Source organism: Lactobacillus ultunensis DSM 16047 (genome assembly GCF_001436305.1).
In the GTDB taxonomy this organism is placed as follows: domain Bacteria; phylum Bacillota; class Bacilli; order Lactobacillales; family Lactobacillaceae; genus Lactobacillus; species Lactobacillus ultunensis.
On sequence record NZ_AZFO01000025.1, the window covers coordinates 13,922 to 34,977 of the forward strand.

20 protein-coding genes and 1 pseudogene are annotated in these 21,056 nt (G+C 35.3%); 16 read left to right on the top strand and 5 right to left on the bottom strand.

Annotation, left to right across the window (positions count from 1 at the left end; translation table 11 throughout):
- The first annotated feature begins 35 nt into the window (after positions 1-35).
- The 3 genes from dltC to FC57_RS07640 are packed head-to-tail and all read left to right on the top strand — an operon-like array spanning position 36 to position 2,498.
- Complete coding sequence (gene dltC / locus FC57_RS07630; RefSeq protein ID WP_007125917.1) at positions 36-275, top strand: D-alanine--poly(phosphoribitol) ligase subunit DltC; 240 nt, start codon at positions 36-38, stop codon at positions 273-275.
- Positions 268-1,554, top strand: coding sequence for a D-alanyl-lipoteichoic acid biosynthesis protein DltD (dltD, locus tag FC57_RS07635; protein WP_007125918.1), 1,287 nt, complete (start codon positions 268-270; stop codon positions 1,552-1,554). The genes dltC and dltD overlap by 8 nt, the downstream gene beginning before the upstream one ends.
- Positions 1,554-2,498 carry a serine hydrolase domain-containing protein gene (locus FC57_RS07640; protein WP_007125919.1) on the top strand — a complete coding sequence of 315 codons (945 nt, stop codon included), beginning with the start codon at positions 1,554-1,556 and terminating at the stop codon, positions 2,496-2,498. The genes dltD and FC57_RS07640 overlap by 1 nt, the downstream gene beginning before the upstream one ends.
- A 34-nt stretch (positions 2,499-2,532) precedes the next feature.
- Here FC57_RS07640 and FC57_RS07645 read toward each other — a convergent pair whose 3' ends face one another.
- Complete coding sequence (locus tag FC57_RS07645; protein WP_007125920.1) at positions 2,533-3,282, bottom strand: Rgg family transcriptional regulator; 750 nt, start codon at positions 3,280-3,282, stop codon at positions 2,533-2,535.
- Positions 3,283-3,682: 400 nt separating this feature from the next.
- On the opposite strand from FC57_RS07645, the gene FC57_RS10905 reads away from it, so the two are divergent.
- From FC57_RS10905 to FC57_RS07685, 8 genes and pseudogenes are all read left to right on the top strand, one after another.
- Positions 3,683-3,859 (top strand): hypothetical protein, encoded by a 177-nt coding sequence (locus FC57_RS10905; protein ID WP_155801062.1) that lies wholly within the window; start codon positions 3,683-3,685, stop codon positions 3,857-3,859.
- A 1-nt stretch (position 3,860) separates the two neighbouring features.
- Positions 3,861-4,043, top strand: coding sequence for a hypothetical protein (locus FC57_RS07650; RefSeq protein ID WP_007125924.1), 183 nt, complete (start codon positions 3,861-3,863; stop codon positions 4,041-4,043).
- A 72-nt stretch (positions 4,044-4,115) separates the two neighbouring features.
- Positions 4,116-4,814: a CPBP family intramembrane glutamic endopeptidase gene (locus FC57_RS07655; RefSeq protein WP_040529624.1), complete on the top strand. Its 699-nt coding sequence runs from the start codon at positions 4,116-4,118 to the stop codon at positions 4,812-4,814.
- Positions 4,815-4,819: 5 nt separating this feature from the next.
- Positions 4,820-5,554 (top strand): annotated as a pseudogene (locus tag FC57_RS07660) (cysteine peptidase family C39 domain-containing protein); the annotation flags it as partial.
- A 17-nt stretch (positions 5,555-5,571) separates the two neighbouring features.
- A complete protein-coding gene (locus FC57_RS07665; protein ID WP_007125927.1) occupies positions 5,572-5,832 on the top strand; it encodes a hypothetical protein in 261 nt (86 codons plus the stop codon).
- Complete coding sequence (locus FC57_RS07670; protein WP_007125928.1) at positions 5,832-7,022, top strand: CPBP family intramembrane glutamic endopeptidase; 1,191 nt, start codon at positions 5,832-5,834, stop codon at positions 7,020-7,022. The genes FC57_RS07665 and FC57_RS07670 overlap by 1 nt, the downstream gene beginning before the upstream one ends.
- A 190-nt stretch (positions 7,023-7,212) precedes the next feature.
- Positions 7,213-7,611 carry a hypothetical protein gene (locus tag FC57_RS07675; RefSeq protein ID WP_007125929.1) on the top strand — a complete coding sequence of 133 codons (399 nt, stop codon included), beginning with the start codon at positions 7,213-7,215 and terminating at the stop codon, positions 7,609-7,611.
- 771 nt (positions 7,612-8,382) lie between these two features.
- A complete protein-coding gene (locus FC57_RS07685) occupies positions 8,383-9,063 on the top strand; it encodes a DUF975 family protein (RefSeq protein ID WP_007125931.1) in 681 nt (226 codons plus the stop codon).
- A gap of 71 nt (positions 9,064-9,134) precedes the next feature.
- Here the strand turns inward: FC57_RS07685 and FC57_RS07690 are convergent, their stop codons facing one another.
- Entirely contained in the window at positions 9,135-10,103 is a 969-nt protein-coding gene (locus FC57_RS07690) for a GH25 family lysozyme (protein WP_007125932.1), read from the bottom strand.
- A 286-nt stretch (positions 10,104-10,389) separates the two neighbouring features.
- Here FC57_RS07690 and FC57_RS07695 point away from each other — a divergent pair, with 286 nt between their 5' ends.
- Positions 10,390-12,006: a putative polysaccharide biosynthesis protein gene (locus tag FC57_RS07695; protein WP_081445815.1), complete on the top strand. Its 1,617-nt coding sequence runs from the start codon at positions 10,390-10,392 to the stop codon at positions 12,004-12,006.
- A 46-nt stretch (positions 12,007-12,052) separates the two neighbouring features.
- Here the strand turns inward: FC57_RS07695 and FC57_RS07700 are convergent, their stop codons facing one another.
- Genes FC57_RS07700 through FC57_RS07710 form a run of 3 tightly spaced genes read right to left on the bottom strand, consistent with a single transcriptional unit; the run spans position 12,053 to position 15,587 of the window.
- The gene (locus FC57_RS07700) at positions 12,053-12,289 is read right to left on the bottom strand and encodes a hypothetical protein (protein ID WP_040529514.1); all 237 of its coding nucleotides are present in this window, start codon (positions 12,287-12,289) and stop codon (positions 12,053-12,055) included.
- Between the two features lie 46 nt (positions 12,290-12,335).
- Entirely contained in the window at positions 12,336-14,876 is a 2,541-nt protein-coding gene (locus tag FC57_RS07705; protein ID WP_040529515.1) for an ABC transporter permease, read from the bottom strand.
- 9 nt (positions 14,877-14,885) lie between these two features.
- Positions 14,886-15,587, bottom strand: coding sequence for an ABC transporter ATP-binding protein (locus FC57_RS07710; RefSeq protein ID WP_007125936.1), 702 nt, complete (start codon positions 15,585-15,587; stop codon positions 14,886-14,888).
- An 88-nt stretch (positions 15,588-15,675) separates the two neighbouring features.
- On the opposite strand from FC57_RS07710, the gene FC57_RS07715 reads away from it, so the two are divergent.
- From FC57_RS07715 to lepB, 4 genes are all read left to right on the top strand, one after another.
- Entirely contained in the window at positions 15,676-16,983 is a 1,308-nt protein-coding gene (locus FC57_RS07715; RefSeq protein WP_007125937.1) for a PTS transporter subunit EIIC, read from the top strand.
- Positions 16,964-17,920 (top strand): alpha/beta hydrolase, encoded by a 957-nt coding sequence (locus FC57_RS07720; RefSeq protein WP_007125938.1) that lies wholly within the window; start codon positions 16,964-16,966, stop codon positions 17,918-17,920. The genes FC57_RS07715 and FC57_RS07720 overlap by 20 nt, the downstream gene beginning before the upstream one ends.
- 253 nt (positions 17,921-18,173) lie before the next feature.
- A complete protein-coding gene (locus FC57_RS07725; RefSeq protein ID WP_007125939.1) occupies positions 18,174-20,300 on the top strand; it encodes an ATP-dependent Clp protease ATP-binding subunit in 2,127 nt (708 codons plus the stop codon).
- 110 nt (positions 20,301-20,410) lie between these two features.
- Positions 20,411-21,056 (top strand): signal peptidase I (gene lepB, locus FC57_RS07730; protein ID WP_082617764.1); only part of this gene is annotated, 646 nt, incomplete at its 3' end.

Consider the following 21,056-nt stretch of genomic DNA (forward strand, 5'->3'; position numbering starts at 1 on the left):
AATTTTAGTATTTGTTAAAGATAGAGGTATTATTTATGGACACTAAACAAGGCGTATTAGACATTTTGAACGATTTAACTGGTGAAGACTTATCAGACCAAATGGATGAAAACATCTTTGACAATGGTTTGATGGACTCAATGGCAAGTGTACAAATGCTTTTGAGCTTACAAGAAAAGTTTAATATCGATGTTCCTGTTTCAGAATTCAACCGTGCTGAATGGGACACTCCTAACAAGATTGTTGCAAAGGTGGAAAGCTTAGAAAATGAGTAATAAACGCCGGCTGTGGCAAATCTTTGGCCCAGTTCTTTGCGCTTTTATCCTTCTATTAGTTGTATTTCTAATTCCTTGGGAAAGAACTTTTTCTAAGCAAACAATCTATGAAGCTGCTGCTTCACAAAACACTACTGTCTTTAAGGGCAGCACAATGAAGCAAGAAGCTTTTGAAAATGGTTATGTGCCATTCTATGGTTCAAGTGAATTATCAAGATTTGATCCATTGCACCCTAGTGTGATTGCAGAAAAGTATCATAGAAACTACCGTCCATTCTTATTGGGTGGACCAGGAAGTCAATCTTTGTCACAATTCTTGGGGATGCAAGGTACAGCTAAACAGCTTAAAAACAAAAAGGCTGTTGTGATTATTTCACCACAATGGTTTACCAAGAAGGGCCAAGATCCTAATGCTTTTGCTCTGTATTATTCACCATTGCAAGCATGCAACTTCTTGTTGAGTGCTAAGAATAATAAGACCGATCGTTATGCTGCTAAGCGTTTCCTTGAAATGCCTGATGTTAAGGGCGAAATCAAGAATGGCTTTAAGCAGATTGCGGCTGGTAAGAAGTTAACTGGTTTCCAAAAGTTCTATTTGGAAAATCGTCGCAGAATGTTGCGTAACGAAGATAACTTCTTCAGCTCATTCCAATTACGCGATCGTGTGAATAAGATTCACCAAAAAGCTAAGATTTTGCCAAGTGCTTATTCTGTAAAGGCCTTGAATAAGGTTGCTAAAGAACAAGCCGCTATGCATACTAATTCAAACAACTTAGGTATCGATAATACTTTCTATAGAACTCGTTTACCTAAGAAGGTTTTGAAGCGTTTGAAGGGTAGTCAACGTAACTTCGACTACGTTAAGTCTGTTGAATACGGTGACTTCCAATTGATGCTGGAACAATTTGCTAAGCAACACACTAACGTATTATTCATCATTCCACCAATTAACGGTAAATGGATGAAGTACACTGGTTTATCTGAAAAGATGTACCAAGAATCAGTTGCTAAGATTGAACATCAATTAACGAATCAAGGCTTTGAAAACATCGCTGATCTTTCTAAGCGAGGCAATGAAAAGTACTTCATGGAAGATACTATTCACCTTGGCTGGAGAGGTTGGGTTGCAGTTGACCAAGTTGTTAAACCATTTATGGAACTTCCTAACGGTCGCTACAACTATGATATGTCTAATTACTACTTCTCTAAGAAGTGGCAAAATAAAGACGATGTTAAGCACATTAATGTGAATAACAAAGATCGTTTAAAAGCGAAGTAGTGCGCCGGGCTATTAGCCATTTAGGTATTAAAGGCACTGTCTTAGTAACTAGTGATAGAAAGCCAATACTTAACTATGCGACGGAGAATAGTACCGACACTAGTTATCTGATTAACTCAGTTCAGAAATCAATGACAGCCGCTATGGTGATGCGTGAAGTTGAGAAAGGAAAGTTGAGCTTAGATGATCCGCTTTCCAAGTATTATCCAAACGTGCAAGGAGCTGATTCTGTTAAAATTAGCAACTTGTTGAATATGACTTCCGGACTTGATTTACAACGAGGCAAGCAATTAGGCACGCCAGAGTTTATTTCTGACGAAGCTAATATTAAGCATGATGAAAAATATACCTTGTTTGACGGTAGAAAGTTAGGCAAGTGGCATTATACTTCGGTGAACTACATCTACCTTTGTGGTATTTTAGCTAAGCTTGAGCACAAGTCTTATGAGCAAATGTTCCGTCAGACTTATATCAAGCCGTTGAAATTAAAGCAAACCGAATTCTTATGGTCAAGCCAAGCTAAGTTGCGTGCAGCTAACTGGGTTCCTGGCTATGAGAAACAAAATGGTCAGTATGTGAAAGTTAACTATGCTGATGCAGTAAAAGATGCACATAACGAATTAGGTGCTGGCTCAATCGTAATGTCTAACAACGATTTGGCTAAAACAATTGAATATATTCTGCATGGTGACTTATTAACTAAGCAGAGTAGAAAGATCTTGTTTACAGGCAAGGCACCAACTTACTACAATGGTGGCTTTTACAACTACAGTAAATATAAATCTGCTAATGGTGCGGGTGAAGGTTATTACACCTTTATGCGTGCTACCAAGCATGGTAAGGATATGATTATTATTCAGGATAATCATACGACTGCTGGTCATTTTGGTAAGATTAGAAGAAAAGTAAATCACATCATGTCGATGATGTTGCATTTTAACTAGATATGGAAAAACGAGGCGTTATGCCTCGTTTTTTTTATCCATAAATTTGTTTTACTTGTCTAAATCCTGTTATAAATCCATCTTTAAGATCAGGTAAATCTAATAATTCAGTAATTTGAATAATTGATTGAAAGTGTGTATCATTCTTGGTTTCGATATAGTCAATATATGACTGAAAGGCTTTAATGTAAATTTTCTCAAATGCGTATCGATCTGATAAAGGTAATTGTTTGAATTGATAGAGTAGTTTTTTAGCTAGATTGTAGTCTTTTCTTGTAAGAACAGAGATAGCATTTAATAGGGCATCAAGGACATCATCATACCATCTTTTAGTGTTTAGATTTGCTTTAATAGCATGTGAGATTATAAATCCCGATTTTTGATAAATCTCTTTTTTAGGCAATAGACCAAGTGTATTGCCAAAGAAAAATATATCTTCATACTGCCAATCTGAAACGCGATTTAAAATAAGAGATAATCTTTTTTGATCACTTTTTGTAAAAATAATATTTTGACTTAAATCTTGGTAAAAATTACAAGCACAGCAATACTCTAAAAATATAGTTTTATCTTGAGGATTATTCATAGTCTCTTTTTGCTTTTCAAGGACATACTTTTCTAAAGCAATAATATCATTATTAATATATAGTGTATTAATTTTATGTGTGATTGTTAGCAATTCAGATAAAATTGGATTTTCGATGAATTCGATTGTTTGTATATGGTTATTGTCTAAAAGAGTTAAAACTTGGGTAAATGATAGATTGTCATTACCTTTTCCCATAGAGATAGAGAAGACTTTGAAGTTATTCCTTTTGCAGCTTTTACTAGTGTTATATCTTTGTTTTTCCTAAGTATTCGAAACTTTGGTCCGTATATTTCATCTTTCATTTCCATTTCCTCTTCCAATAAAATTCCTAATATTAGGAATTTTATCATATTAAAGATGATATGGGTGTAAAATTTTCATGAAGTTTGCGAAAGAGGAATTATTAATAATGAAAAGATATGCTTTATTTTTAACTAAATTCGTTTGGAACGGTGCTTTAATTGCAGTAGGTGCAAAGTATTTAGCTGTTTTAGCACAAATAATGAAATAAAAATCCTTGGGTTTAACTTTTCCGGAAAGATCAATCTTAAACCTATTATTAGTAGTCTTTGAAGTGGTTAGGAGATATATTAAAGTGCAAAAGCTTGATAGATTTGTATCTGTTTCTAATAGTGAATTAACTCAAGTAGTTGGTGGAGACAATGCAGACTACAACATGGGTTATGAAACTGGAAGAGATATGCGTAGAACAGTGAATCACATTGTAAGATGGTGGAATCAACACTTTTTTACGAGAAGAGAGATGAATTAGAATGACTAAGAAGTTTGATAAGTTAAGTAGTTATCAAGACCTGAGTTGTGATAATTTAAGGAAAACTGTTGGTGGATCAGATTTAGGTGATCTATGGACAGGTGCCAGAGATTGGCTTTGGGGCTTTAAAAACGGATTTGAAGGTAGAGCCCGTCATCACCGTTCATGGAGAGATCGTGATTAATTGATTGAAAAGGGTGAAAGATAGTATCTTCCATCCTTTTTATTTTGTTTTTCGATGAAAGAAAAGAAATTTATGAAAGTATTTAAAAACATGTTTAAGGAAATTGGAATAGCAATATGGCTATTTCTTATTTTTGCATTTATGCAAGTGCCATTGGTGGAAAGTACACCAGTTTATTCAATAGATAATCAACGACAATTCATTGAAGCTTTTAAACAAGTTAATTTAACACATAATGTATTTATGATGATTATTTTTACGATAGTCACATTTGTAATGGAATGGTTTGTTTGCTTCTGGCTAAAAAATAAACTTTTTTTTTCAAAAAGAATAACGCAAAGATCCGTAATTTTAGCTTTAGCAGCAGGCTTATTTAGTTTTATTTTTGAAATACTAACAATGTTTTCTGCTTTTACTAACAATTTCAAGCCTAGCGTGTTTATTTCAACATTAAGAACTTGGATGGCTGTACCGTTAATTATATCTTTGGTTTTAATTACACCGACTTTAGAAGAATTATTATTTCAAGCTGGTATTCAAAAAGGAGTATTTAGGAAACTAAATCCATGGCTTGCTATTGTTCTAACATCAATAATTTTTGCAGCTGCACATGATATAACCTTGAATGTTGCTTTTCTTCATAGGGTCTTGGCAGGAATTGCTTTTGGCTATGTTTATCAAAAAACAGATGATATAAAAATGGCAATACTAGGTCATAGTATATCTAACCTCTTACCATTGATAATATGTTGTGCTCAAGCTTGGAGTTAAAGAAAATGATAAGCAAAGATTATATCCCTCAAGTGGATGAAAATGATTGCGGCGCTGCTTGCCTTGCTATGATTCTGAAGCACTATAAATCTAATGTTTCAATTGCATATATCCGCAATTTAGCACGAACAGATAATAAAGGAACAACGGCTCTTGGTTTAGTAAAAACGGCACAAAAGCTTAATTTTGAAACTAAAGCTATTAAGGCGGATATGAGTTTATTTGATACAGCAGATCTGCCGTTACCGTGCATTGTTCACGTAGTAAAAGAAAATTTACTACATTATTATGTCGTTTTAAAAGTTAAAAAGGATGCTTTAATGATTGCTGATCCTAATCCTGATATTGGTGTAGTAAAAATGCATAAAGATAAGTTCGCTAAACAATGGAGTGGGATTGCTATTTTTATGGTACCTAAACCAGACTACAAACCTATTAAGCAAACTAGACATACTTTATTATCATTTTTACCTAAGCTATTAAAGCAACGAAAACTTGTAATTAATATTATCTTAGCAGCACTATTAATAACGGTTATTAGTATTGCAGGTTCATATTTTTTACAAACTATTATTGATACGTATATTCCCAATAATATGCACAATACTTTAATTATTATTGCCATGGGATTATTTGTATTTTATATTTTTCAATCAATATTTACGTATGCACAGAATTTTTTATTAACAATATTTGGACAACGTTTTTCTATTGATATTATCTTAGGTTATATTCATCATAATATTCTAGATTAAAGTTGGAAATTAGAGATGCTGAGGATGAATATTTTTTTGGACAAGAACTGCAAAGATTGCAATTTATGAATAGAAATCCTGAGTTAGTTCACGAAGAATCTCAAGGAACAGAAGATGCTATGGATTTAATAATGGTTAGATTACTTATGAATATGAGACAATATGATAAAGCAAGGCAATTATTATCTCATATAACTAATCCTCTTGATGTAGAGGAATTACAACCAGAATTGAATTTATTTAAAATCAAGAGGACAAAATAATGAAACTTAACTATAAGCAATGGAAAAGTTTACTTCTATTAGAGCTGGGATTATGTATCTTATATTCAATAATTAAGATAATTATTAATAAAGACGTTAATGCAATAAATGTAGGAGTGAGCTTATTCTTAGTAATATATGTTATTTTTATTTGGTCAATAAAAGAAAAAGAGCTAAGATCTAAAGTTCAAATTGTACTAAGATGGGTTGGTATTTTGAGCTTACCTTGGATTCTTGAAATAATATGGCTAAATTTATTTAGCTCATGGGTTGGCTTAACAGCTAAAATTAAATGGTTAAGTGGTTTAGTTTGTTTAATAGGTGTAATTATATATTTTTTGATGTTTATACCTATTGTTAGAGTATTGTTTAGTAAAGTAAGTTATCCATGGATGCAAATGATTGCTTGGTTAAGCTTAATTCCTGTAGTATATGATGGCTTGTCTAAATGGAATGTAGTAAGCCATCCGTATTTGACGATGATTATAAATACAGGAGCATTGGGAGCTATTACCTTCATATTTATTGTGCGTAACTTGAGTGATGGATGGGGATATGGATCAAATTTGAATCTAAAGTTCAATCATTCGCAATATTTCTCGCAACTAATCATATGGATGTTAATTGGGTATGCTTTGATTAATATTATTTGGATGAATTTAAGTAACTCACCGTTTATATTTATGCTTTACAATGCAACTAAATCGTTGAGTTTTAATTTTAGAGCAATATGTCAGGCAACAGAAGCAGGAGTGTTGGAAGAACTTTGTAGATACTTGACAATCATTATTTTATTTAAATGGTATAACAAAAAAAAATCCAAACTATGTTGGATCATAGTTTGGAGTGCACTTATTTTTTCTTTACAACATATTGTTAATTTACAGTCACAAACATTATGGATTACTGTTGAGCAAATGATAGTGGTTTTGGGATATGGATTGTTCTATGCAGATTTATTCTTATATACAGGTAAATTATGGCTATCTATGTTATTACACGGACTATTAGATTATAGTGTATTTATTAATACTCAAGATTCAATTTTTCAAAATATTAATCCAGTCTTAGAACAAACAATAGTATTAAGTCTGGGATTAATTATACCAATGCTATTAACTATATGGTTGCTAACAGGAAAAAGAAAAATAGTAATGCAAAATAATTTACTTCGTTTAGTTGAGGAATGATTTAAGACTATTCAGGTATATTTGTTCACTGCAAGTTTACTCAAATAGTAATTAGTTGGTTGTCTAAAGAATTAAGAAGATTATCTCTGTAGTGTTGAGGAAAAGTTATGTTTAAAAAATTGCATGCTTTTAAAAGGAAATAAGAAACAAGATATTTAATTGTAGATTATAAAAGGGGAGTGTGATAAAAATGGATATAGTTGGAATTCTGATAGGCGTAATATTAATGGCTTTAGGTGCATTGCAATTATTTTTGACATATCGTTATTGTAAGAATGTCCGGAAGATTAAGAATCATGTGTTAACGGCTCCCTTTGCTATCTGGAGCAGTGTAGTTTTGGGCATTGGTTTAATTATTATTCCGTTAATGGTATTTGCAGGCCATGCTTCAGATATTAATCGTGGCTTTTCTATCTTTAGCGCTGTTTTATTTTGGGTCGCTGCCGTTATTGCATTAATCAAAGCTAACCAAATAAGAAAAGGTCTAAAATCAACAAATGATGAAACGGCAGTTAGTTCGTGGCAAGTTATAGCGGTCTATGTAATCGTTGTTGTGGCCGTAATTTCAGGTCTGATTGCGATTCTTTAGAATAATCGTAAATACATAGTTGAATATGCTTTTTTGCTTGTTTTTTATATTTTTGAATTTGTTTAAATAGATTTTAGAAATTGCGAATATTATAGCAACTTTAGTTACATATGGTGTATTTGTTTTCATTGCAATAATGGGTATTGTTCAAATTCTGGTAAGTAATTCCGTCATGAAGCAAACTGCTGGTAATAAAGGATATAATGTTGCCAACGTTGGACGCAATAGTAGAAGAATCGGTTATGTTTTAATTATCATAGGTGTCGGTCTGATTATCTTATGATCTGCTGGCAATGCAAATAACGGTGCTATCTATAAGTGGACTGCAATTGTTGCAGGAATTTTCGTAACAATTATCGGAATTTACAACGCTTGGCAAGTTCACAAATCTGTAAATGCTGAGCATCCCCTCAAAGAAGGCAAAAACGCAGGTCATCTTGCAATAGCAGTATTTTACAAATTATCTTTGGCATTATCGCAATTATTTGCGGATTGTAATTATCAAAATAACAATCTGTATTAATCCGTTTCATTTTGCTTGTTTTTTATTTTTTTGAATGCTAAAATCTTCATGTACCACCACTAGTAGTAGTCATTTTCTCCGGTAGCGAAAATGTTATCTTCTATATGTGGTCAGAGTGGCGGTCAACACTGTGTGAGCCTAGTTCCGTTGTTGGTGGAATTATGCTTTTTTTGATGCTAAAAATATCTGTTGCTAATTAATATAAATTAGGTGAAAATATTCTGTGTGAATGAAAGTGGGGAAATTAAATGAAAGTTACTAGAAAAGAAATGAAAAGAGATGCCAAACAAACCCTTCGTGGCAACTGGGGTTGGGCTGTTTTGCTTACCTTAATTGACATCGCTATTGTTTACGCTTTATCCGGTAGTGGTCACAGTATTGACCAAAGTTATATTAACTATGATGGTACTAACGTATTTATGCAGTTGTTCAGCCCAACAGGTAGTATTTTGATTTGGGTAGCTGACTTTATCGCTTTAAGCATGAGCATCTCATTCTTGCATTTGATTGATAATAGAAATCTTCCTGAGAATGAAAAAGCATATAGAGCAGCCTTCTCAGTTTTCACTGAAAACCGTTTTGGTCCTGAATGTATTACATTCATTTTAACTTCGATCTTTACATTCTTATGGAGTCTACTCTTAATCATCCCTGGAATCATCAAGAGTTATTCATACTCAATGTCAGCATATATTGTTAATGATATGGTAGCTAGTGGTAAGCAAGTTGGTGCTACTGACGGAATCAGAGCTAGCAGGGAATTAATGGATGGTCATAAGATGGATTTATTTATCTTTTTAAGTTTCCTTGGTTGGTTTATTCTTGCAGGTATTAGTTGTGGTATCGGCTACTTATGGGTAGGTCCATATTACTTATCTGCTAAGGCGAAGTTCTACCGTAATATTGCCGGCGATAAGTTCTTAAAATAATTTTGAACAAAATAAAAGACATCAGATGAGGTTTCATCTGGTGTCTTTTTTAGTAGCTAATTTAATTATGGTTAAAAGATGTTAGCAGCCTTAACGTACTTGTTAGTACCGATGCGGTAGTATTTCTTACCGTGAATAGTCTTCTTCTTACCGTAAACAGTAACTGAAGAATTCATCTTTAAAGCCTTGTGGTGCTTACGCTTACCATGCTTGTCGTAAACGTAAGAGGTACGCTTCAATAAATGAGCTTTACCCTTGTTCTTCTTAGGAGCTTGAGAAACAGCACCTTCTGATGATGATAGTGGCAAAACATTGATGTTACCGTCAACGTTAAGACCACGCCAGTTATCAGTAAATTGCCAAATTGAAATACCCTTCATTGATGGGAAGTAACTGAAATTAGGTTTGTCAATACGGCCTGATACAGCGTATGAAGCAACCCATAAGCAGTTAGGGAATTGGTTTACAACAGCATTAGTGTTAATGTTGTTTCTTAAAACTGATGAACTAGCGTATAACAGTGGCTTGTAACCAGCATCCTTAACTTGCTTCAAGAAAGCAATGATGGCATTGGCAGTGGCGCCTTTACCCATACCGATGTTGTTACCGTCGCCTGATTCGTAGTCACAAGCAAGGTATGAACCTGGTGCAAGACCAACAGCCTTAGCTGAGGCTACAGCATAATTAGCTTCACGCTTAGCAGCACCACTGTTGGCACTGAAAGTAGCGAAGTGGTAACCCATAGGCATCATATTTTGTGAACGTGCACTAGCGATTTGGCTACTTGCCTTAGGGTTTCTGTAACTTGTACCTTCACTGATCTTAACAACAGCGAACTTAGCGCCTGATCTAGCATGAGCTGATAAGTCAGCGCTTTGGTAACTGGCAACGTCAATTCCAAGTGAACGTGCAGCAACTGAAGTAGTTGAAGCTTGAACAGTTTTAGTTTGAGTATGTAAATTATTAACTGCAACAACACTAGTAGTTGAAAGTGCGGCAACGAGTGCTAATTTTGTAATAAGTCTCTTTTTTAATGACAACTTGAATCCCCCGAATATTTATAAATTTTCCAAATTAATAGCTAACCTTTATAGAAACATTTAAAGAATAATAATTATTAGCACTACGGTCAAGAGTACTAACGGGAAATTAAACTAGTGGTAACACTATAGTAAAGAATGTAACGGAATTGTATTATTCAAAGTCAAAATTAAGCTAAATTTTTCTAAAAAAGTAGTGCTTTTGCTGACTTTATTCCCAAAAATGAAAAAATCCACGTATAATAAGAAGGCAATGAGAAACTAACGTAGATTTGAGGCTTTTCTGTTGAATAAAAAAATTTTATCCGGCTCTTTTTGGCTATCATTCGGTAGTATCGTATCTAGAATTCTAGGGGTCGTTTACTTAATTCCATGGCTGATCATGTTGGGAAGCTATCACAACCAATTGAATGCTCAGGCGCTGTTTAATTCATCATATACGCCATATGCACTTTTCTTATCAATTGGTACCGCGGGTCTTCCATCAGTTATTGCCCGGGAAGTATCACAATTAAATTCTCAAAATAGATATAAAGACAGCCTATATATTACAAAACTAGGCTTAATTATCATGCTCGTGATGGGTTTGGCTTGTGGTGTTTTGCTTTACGTTACTGCTCCACTAATTGCCAAGAATAGCCCTGTAGATTCTGTTGCCAGCGCAACTATCTCTATTCGGGTGTTGGTACCAGCCGTTGTAATTTTGCCATCAATGAGTATGGTAAGAGGGTGGTTCCAAGGTAACAATGATATGAAACCATATGGAATTTCCCAATTATGGGAACAATTTGCCCGTATTCTCTTTATTCTTTTATCTACGCTATTAGTAATTGAAGTTTTTCATCATAATTACGTTACTGCTGTGTACTTTAGCGTCTTCGGCGCCTGTGTTGGCGCTGTGGCCAGTTATTTGTACCTATTTGGCTACATGCGTAAGCAATGGGGTCACTATAGAGGCCTTATTGAAAAAAGCAAGCCACGAACGTTAAACAACGTTTCAAGAAGTTTGCTTAATTTATGGTATGCCTCAATTCCATTTGTTTTGCTTGGCTCATTTATCACCGTTACGCAATTGGTTGATCAATTATTGTTCAAGCAAATCTTGATTAGCTTCAATCATATGAGTAAAACCTATGTTAGTTACTTATATACAATTTTTTCAGCCAATCCAAGCAAGATTACCACGGTAATTATTTCGCTCGCTACGGCTGTTTCTGAAACGAGTCTGCCACTTTTAGCAGGGCTTAGGTATAAGTCTAGGGATAGCGTGGAAAGCATCAGAAAGCTGCTTTTAGAGAACTATCGCTTGCTTTTATTTGTTTTGCTACCAGTTGTTTCGTTAGGTGCTTTTGCTTCATCGCCCGTATACACCGTACTTTTCTCGCACGATAGTCTCGGTGCTTATTATCTAGTTGAAAACATCGTGCAAAGTCTATTAGCCGGTTTAGTCATGAATTCATTAACATTGCTGTTAGCCTTGAATATGAACAAACTAGCTGTAATCTACATGATCTGGGGCGTCGTAGTTAAGCTCATCTTGCAGGTCCCAATGACTTTCTTGATGAGTGCTGATGGTGCGATCCTTTCTACTGATATCTCATTTTTAGTAGTTATCTTGCTTAGTTATCATAAGTTGGACAAGACCTATGATGTTAAATTGGGTAGTTTGTTACCGATTATTGTTTCTAATGAAATTTATATTATCTTGCTGTTTATCTACCAGATATTTGTGGGTCAACGCTTTGATAATTTAGGTCGTTTCGGTAGTTTTATTTATCTGGCAATTTTCGGCTTAATTTTCTTAGGTATCTATGTTTTGATTGCTAACCTAATGGGAACATCTGAGACCATTTTTGGTAAAAAGATAGGCTATCGCTATTACCGTTACAAACATTATGAATAACAAAAAAACCGGCAAGTTGAACTTGCTGGTTTTCTTATACCCAATTTTAATAATTACGATTGATGTCGCCCATGCTTGAACGAAGTGTTTCGTCAACGTATTTTGAAGCTTCATTGTCGGTTTCATTTAGAGCATCTTTGACATCTTTATAGTTCATTTTGTTAATAAGGTAGAATTTTAAAGCCTTATTGACTAATTCATTGAAATTAACATCGTTAATTTCATCATATTTATCGATTAATTTACTAACGTCGCTGTTTAATTCAAAGTGTTTTCTTGGCATTCTTTTCTCCACCTTTTCTATAGGTGTCATTATAGCATAATGACTGTTAATCAATAGACGACAACGCATCAAGCATGTTAATTCGTTTGATCTTATGATGAACTACGATTGCTAGAACGGCAGTAATTATTGCCGGAATTAATGCAGAGCAAACGAAGTTCAATGGGTACATGTTTGGATCAAACATTGCCACATCTGGTGGCAGACTGGTGATAATGAAATGATGCAGCCACCAACCAAAACCGAAGCCAACAATAATTCCTAATATCGACAAGATGATGGTTTCACGGTAAATATACATCGTAGTTTCATTATCGTAAAAGCCTAATACTTTAATTGTAGAAAGTTCTCTAATTCTCTCAGCTACGTTAATGTTGGTTAAGTTGTAAATTACAACTACGGCTAGCATCCCTGAAATAAGAATTAGAATAAAAATCACTTCGTTTAAACTACCAGTAAAGCTGCCAAGCAAACTTCGATTAGATGAATTAGAAACTACAGTTTCAATAGCCGCAGTTTTGACCAATTTTTGACTAACCTTATTTACAAAAGCTGGATCATGTTTCTTCATCGTAACTAGATAAGCATTTGCTGCGTATTTTTTACCCATTGTTTTTTCGTATTCACGAGGGCTCATGAAGATATAATGCCCTAAATACATTTCACAAATCCCATTTACTTTGAAACGATAAGTCTTGCCATTGCTGTTTTTAAGAGAAATGGATGAACCGCGTTTTGCATGAAGAATGGTAGCTAATTTTTCTGAAATGATTACGCCATTATCTGACAAGATCAACTTTTTCTTGTCTTGTCGTTGCCGTAAGTTGATTGACTTCCTAAAAGTTGTTGTATTTTGCGGTGCTATTAACATTATATTTTCGATTGAACCGTTACTTTTAAGAAGTTTGGTCAACTGTTGGTATTGCACAGCATTGGTTTGAGTAAATGCCTTTTCTTTAAACAGATCATCTAATTCCTTTTGGGCATTTTTAGAAACGTCCTTGCTTTTGAGCGCAATTACGTCATTTTTTTGGAGATCGTTGTATTGAATGTTGCCAATGCCTTGTAAGGAATCACGGATACCAAAGCCCATAACCAGTAAGCCTGTACAACCAGCAACGCCTAGAATAGTCATTAACATTCGACTCTTATAACGGAAAATATTGCGAGCTGTGACTTTAGCAAAGAAGCTCATGTGGCGCCATAACCAAGGGATGCGTTCTAGCAATATTCTGGAACCATTCTTTGGAGGCTTAGGCAACAGTAAAGCTGCAGGCTGTTCACGCAGTGTCTGCCATAGAGTAAACATTGAAACAACCGTAGTTGAGAGCAAAGCAACGACAAGTGAAATTAATAATGGCATCCAAGCAAAATTCAACTGATAACCTGTGCCTAAAGTTGAGGAAGCGAGATAAGCCTTGATTATTAAATCTGGCAAGAAGGTATAACCTAAAATTGAACCACCGATAACGCCTAGGATTGCTGCAGAAGTACTGTAAAGCAAAAACTTGATGGCTATCGCACCGTTACTATAACCTAGTGCTTTTAAGGTACCAATATTAGTCCGTTCTTCTTCAACGAAGCGCATCATCGTCGTTAAACTGACCAAAGCGGCTACGGCAAAGAGAAAGACCGGAAAGACATTAGCTAACACTTCAACTCTTTCTGAGTCAGCCCGATATGATGAATAACCTTGACTTTCTTCTCGACCGCTAATCGTGTAGCTAGGGTAGGGAATTTTGATTTTATTTTTCGGTACTTTAATTTGGTTAGGATTAATAGGAATACCGCGTTTTAGTAATTGCTGGGCTGCTTTCTTTCTGTATTCTGTCTTGTACATTAAGACATATTTGTCGTACTTATCTTTACGATTTTCATTTAAAGCATCTTGCAGCTTCTGTTGATCACGATAAACACGATTGCGGTAAGTTACACTAAATGGACTTAAGTTGGCTGTATTTTTAAACGTTACACGTGAAACTTGATATACAGGTGAAGCAAATGCGTTATGGGATGTAATTGCAATTCCTGTTAGGCGGCCATCACCGATACTGGTTTGACCAATCTGGTTTTTGTCTAAAAACTCGCTGGATTTAACAAAGCCCACGATTTTGTAAGTGTGATTTTTGAGAATGCCTGGCTTAGCAAAACTAATTTTTTGTCCTAGTCGATATTTTTTCTTTAATAAATAGCTGAGTGCAATTTCATGTTTATTATCTGGAAAATGCCCCTTCATTAACTGATAGCTAGAAATATTATTGGACTGGGAGAAAACGCGCAGAGTATCGCTGCTGTTTTTGATTTTTACATCCTGAAAATAACCGAATGCTGTTTCTTTTACTTCTGGTAGATTTTGAATCGTCACTCGATCAGTCGAATTAATACCATAATTTGACATGACGGTTACGTCTGCAAGATTATGTTTGGCAAAAAAGTCAGCACCTGTGGCTCGCATGTCTGGACCGGCCATTTTTAAGCCAACGAAAGCAAAAGTACCTAGGCCGATCAACAAGATAATAGCAATATAACGCCCAAGTGAGTGGGTAATTGCTTGCAACGCATCTTTCCAAAGAATAGTTTTGCGCATAATTAACACCTACCATTCAATTGTGCTGATATCAGCGGGATGCTGATTAATTTCGATATTTTGAATGCTGCCATCGTGAATGTGAATAACTTTGTCAGCAATCGGTGCAATAGCAGCGTTATGCGTTACGATCAGCACAGTAGAACCGTTCTGTCGACTCATATTCTGCAGTATCTTTAAGATCCGCTTGCCAGTTTTGTAGTCCAATGCCCCTGTAGGTTCATCGCATAAAAGCAATTCGGGCTTCTTAGCAATTGCACGTGCGATTGCTACACGCTGCTGTTCACCACCTGATAATTGGGCTGGAAAGTTGTTCTCCCTGTCGGATAAATCTACTCGTTTTAAAGCTTCATCAGCGTCCATAGCATCAGGTACGATTTGCGCAGCTAATTCTACGTTTTCTTTAGCTGTTAGGTTGGGGATCAAGTTATAAAACTGAAAAACGAAGCCGACATCATTACGTCGATATGTGGTTAGTTCTTTTGCATTATATTTGGCAATATTTTTGCCAGCTACGATTACATCGCCACTTGTATTAGGTTCCATTCCGCCAAGAATATTTAATAAAGTTGATTTGCCAGCACCAGAAGATCCCAAGATGATTACTAGTTCTCCTTGATTAACGGAAAAAGTAATATCTTTGTTGGCATAGATAGTAGTATCGCCAGAAGGATAAGTTTTGGTATTGTTTTTTAATTCAATGTAAGCCATAATGACCAACTTCCTAGCATAAATGTATAATAGATCTAACTAATTTAATTCAATCATATTTATTGAAGCTAGGTAAAGGGAAAAGACTATGGGAGATAAAGCAGTAAATTTCATTCTGCGGGTAAGAAGACTATCGATCTTTAGAATATTTCAGCGAACCTTGTTAATGTTGATGCCAATTGCAATAGTTGGTTCATACTTTCAAATTATGCAAGATGTAGTTTTTTCACCTGACAGTTTTATCTATAATATTTTGAATTTTGATGAAACAATGTCAGATCATATCTGGTATGCGGGAGCTTTTATTAGTAAGGGCTTTGTCCGGGTTACTTTTGGCTTGTTTGGTCTGTATGCCGCATATTTTGCTGCTCGTTATACAGCCCGGTTGTATAAAAGGGATTCGACTTTAGCAGGAATGACGGCAGTGATCGTTGTAATGTTCTGTGCATATGCCAATAATGTGGGCAATAGCGCGGGCGATCGTTCTCCGTTTTCTTCAAGTATCCTTAAGGTTAATGCTTTACTCTTAGCATTGTTGATAGGTTATGGCGTAGGACAAATCTTTCACTGGTTGGGAAAAGAACATCATTCTGTAACTTATGAACATGCCAGACACATTCAACAGAGAGCATGGAATGCGCTTTTGCCTTTAGCAGTGTCTGTTCTATGTGGGATGATTTTAGGAATTGTCATCTACGAATTACAGATTAAGATCCTGAATTCTGATACTTTTAAAACTTTGGTGGCCCAAATTCAGGGATCTAATAATTTATGGGAAATTCTTCCTTTATTATTACTAGTAATGATGCTTAGTTGGATTGGAATTGGCTATCCTTTGTCTTCATTGACTAATGCAGCTACTAGTACAGCGGCGACCGCTAATTTGAATTATGCATTAAAACACGGGAGTGCTTGGAATGTACCTTATAAGTTCTTAGGTAGTTCATTAGTTTATCCTTACGGTGCAATGGGTGGTGCCACCATTATTTTGGCGTTGATTGTGATCATTTTGCTTGTACGGAAGAATAAACAAAATGAAAATGTAGCTAAAGCTAATCTATTGCCAGCAGTTTTCAATGCTAACTGGGGATTTATGGTAGGGATGCCGATTATTTTGAATCCTGTACTTTTTCTACCATTTGTAATTATTCCTTTGATCAATGTAGTGATAGCAGCTGCGGCAATATATTGTCATCTTATTCCTCCGTGTGTTTACCCTGTATTAAAAGGAACTCCAGGAATACTAATTGCCTTTTTTGGTTCAAATGGTAATTGGATAAATTTGATCTTTTCAATTTGTTTGTTTATTTTGGACGTTGTTTTATTTATTCCAATTACTTTATGGGGTCAAAAAATCGAGAAGAGACTGAGAGAATATGAGCAAAAAGCAAATTAATTTAAAAAAGAATCCTAATTTAAAATGGTTAGTTTTAGTTGCGCTTATAGTGATGGTCTTAGCTATACCTGGGTATAACTGGATGAAAGGGAACAACAAGGCACGTGCTCAACGACAAAAATCAATTTTGTCACCAGTAATTATGGTCCCGGGATCGAGTGCCACAACTGAGCGTTTTAATCAACTGGTTAATCAATTGAATCGCGATACGCCAGTTAAACACAGTGTTTTGAAAATTAATGTATCGACTAAAGGTGTTTTATCTTATTCTGGAACTATTAATAAGAATGACCATGAACCGTTCATTATCATTGGTTTTCAAAATAATAAAGATGGCTATAGCAACATTAAGAAGCAGGCTGGTTGGCTAGATCAAGCTTTTTATGCTATTTCGCAGAATTATAAATTTAACAATTTTAAGGCGTTTGGCCACTCTAATGGTGGTTTGATCTGGACGTATTGGCTGGAACATTATTATTCTACTTATTCAGATGAAATCACGATGAAGAGATTGATGATGCTGGGTACGCCATATAATTTTAGTGAAAGCAATATTAATCATAGAACTCAGATGCTAGAAGATCTGATTAAAGATAAGAAGAAAATTCCACAAAATTTAGTAGTTTATTCATTATCTGGTGGTAAAAACTATGAGTCGGATGGAATTGTACCAGAAGCCAGCGTAGCAGCAGGCAAGTACATTTTTCAAAATCAAGTTAAGAACTATACTGCCATGACTGTTACAGGTGAAGAAGCAGACCACTCTGACTTGCCGCAGAACCAACAGGTAGTCCAAGTGATAGAGCAATATTTGCTTGAACCGGTTAAGAATAAGAATAATCAAGGTCCTGCTACTAGACAAAGTAGCAGTAAAGACAAGAGCAATGGTAGAAATGAGCAAAATCAATTTAAATCTGTGGAAAACTTTGATATTTAGGCCAAAAAAATAAGGTATTTTGGCCTTATCTTAAGAAAATCTTTATAATTTGTGAAGCACTATAAATGCTGATATATAAGCATTTGTAGTGCTTTTTATTTTAAAATCACAAATTATCGCAAAAATGTGGAAAACTTTTGATATTTCACTTGCATTATGTGGATAACCTGCTATACTAATAAATGTAAAGAGTTAGCACTCAACGAGTGAGAGTGCTAAAGGCTTAAATTTATTTTTAGGGAGTGTTGCATATATGGCATACTTTGACAACGATTTTGACAACTTATTTAACGAATTAAACAACTCATTCTTTAACGACGACTTTGGTAATAGAAGAAACAACAATGGTACTTCAGGTTCTATTCCAATTCATTACTCAAGCAATATGGGAGCAACCCCACAAACTATTCAACAAAACCCACAACAACCTAATGAAAAACCAATTGGCGTGGATTTAGTTGAAGAAGCAAAGAACAATAAGTTCGATCCAGTAATTGGTCGTGATGAACAGATTGACAACGTAATTGAGATTTTATCAAGACGTAAGAAGAACAATCCTGTTTTAATCGGACCTGCTGGTGTTGGTAAGACTTCTATTGTAGAAGGTCTTGCTGAAAGAATTGCTTCAGGCAATGTTCCAGCTAAGATGGTTAACATGCACATTATTTCTGTAAATATTAATGACATGGTTGCTGGTTCTAGCCTTCGTGGTAGCTTTGAAGAGAGATTAAAGAAAGTCATCGACAAAGCTAAGAGCGATCCTAACATTGTTTTATTCATTGATGAATTGCACAACATTGTAGGTGCAGGTTCTACTGATTCTGAAAACAACAATGGTGATGCAGCCAACATCTTAAAGCCAGCTCTTGCAAGTGGTGACTTGAAGTTGATCGGTGCTACTACTACCAGTGAATATCAAAGAATTGAAAAGGATCCAGCTCTTTCACGTAGATTCCAACCAGTTCAAGTTCCAGAACCAACTACTGATGTAGCTGTTAAGATTTTGGAAGGCTTGAAGAAGAAATACGAAGACTACCACCACGTAAAGTACAGTGACGCTAGTCTTAAGTTGGCTGTTGAATTATCAGAAAGATATATTCAAGGTCGTTACTTACCAGATAAGGCAATTGACTTGATGGATGAGGCAGGTGCTAAGAAGGCTTTGTTCGTTCAACCAACTGATGAAAAGAGTTTAAAGAACCAAATTCATGCCCTTGAAACTAAGAAATCAGAAGCTGCTAAGGCTGAAGATTATGACAAGGCTGCAGACATGAAGAAGAAGATTGCGGAACTTCAAGAACAACTCAAGAATGTAGATACCAAGAATACTCCAGAAGTAACTGAAAAGGATATCTACTCAATTATTGAGGAAAAGACCAAGATTCCTATGAGTGAACTCCACGCTGACGAAGCTCAAAAGAATATTGATTTAGCTAAGAAATTGAAGAAGAACGTAATTGACCAAGATAAGGCAATTGACGTAATTACGGACGCTATTGCTCGTAAGCAAGTCTTCAAGGACAATGATCGTCCAACTGGATCATTCTTGCTCACAGGTCCAACTGGTGTTGGTAAGACTGAACTTGCTAAACAATTAGCAATTCAATTATTTGGTAACAAAGATCACTTTATCCGTTTGGATATGAGTGAATACCAAGATGAAATGGCTGTTAACAAGTTGATTGGTTCTGCACCAGGTTATGTAGGCTATGGTGAAGGCGGTCAATTAACTGAAAAAGTTCGTCACCAACCATACTCATTAATCTTGTTTGACGAAATTGAAAAGGCTAACCCACAAGTCTTCAACGCACTTCTTCAAATTATGGATGACGGTCGTTTGACAGACGCACAAGGTAGAACAGTTTCATTCAAAGATACTATCTTGATTATGACTTCAAACGCTGGTTTCTCTGACAAGTTGCTTAAGGACGGCAAGGTTGACCAAGACAAGTTAATCTCAGCTCTTGAAAATTACTTCAGACCTGAATTCTTGAACCGTTTGGACGCAATTGTTCCATTCAACTCCTTAACTGAACAAGACATGGGCAAGATTATCGATATTTACTTAAAGAAGATGGCTCATGTACTTGCTAAGAAGGGTGTTAAGGTTGAAGTTTCTGACGAAGCTAAGGCATTCTTAGCAGAAAAAGGTTATGACAAGAAGTTCGGTGCTCGTCCATTGAGAAGAGTTGTTGAACAAAACCTTGAAACTCCAGCTGCTAAGTTAATCTTGAGAAAACCTGACACTAAGAAGATTGAATTCACTGCTGACGACAAGCATTTGTACTTAAACGGTGAAGCAATCTACGACATTTCTCCAAAGATTGAAGAAAAGGTTAAGAAAGACGAAGCTAAAGCTGACGACAAGAAAGAAGACTAATTTGAGTTAGTCTAATATTAAAAAGGATATTCCCTCGGGAATATCCTTTTTTAGTTTTGCTAATTTTTTAGATTAGCGGTATTCTAGGTAAAAAATATTGAGGAATTTTTATGTCTGAACAAAAAGAAGATAAAGAATCATGGGGTAAATTTGTCCTAGACGTTGCAATTATTTGGACTGTTTTAATGGGAATCTTTTTCTTACTCTTTCACTTTGTATTGAGTAATGATACTGTATCAGGTTCGTCAATGCAGCCTAATTTTGAAAATGGTCAGCACTTGATCTCTGTTCGTCACGCTGAAATTAAGCGAGGCGAGGTAGTCATTGTTAAAGCACCCGATGAACCTGGTGCTTTGTATATTAAGCGAGTTATCGGATTACCAGGTGAAAAGATTGTCAGCAAGAACAACCAGATTTATATCAATGGTAAAAGACTAGCCCAACCATGGTTAACTAAAGGAAGAAAAATGACGGATATGGGTAGTGATACTGATTTTTCAGCTACTCAGAATTTCACCATGGTTTCTCTTGCACGTTCACGTCAGTTTCAACAATATTACACTCAATCACAGCTAAGTTACATTAATAAATATAATCGCATTCCTAAAGGAACATATTTTGTGATGGGTGATCATCGCAGTATCTCTAAAGATAGTCGCTATATTGGAACAATTAAACGTAAAAATATTATTGGCGTAGTTAAATTAAGATATTGGCCGTTTAATGAAATGAAAATACGCGTGGTGCTAGTTAAAT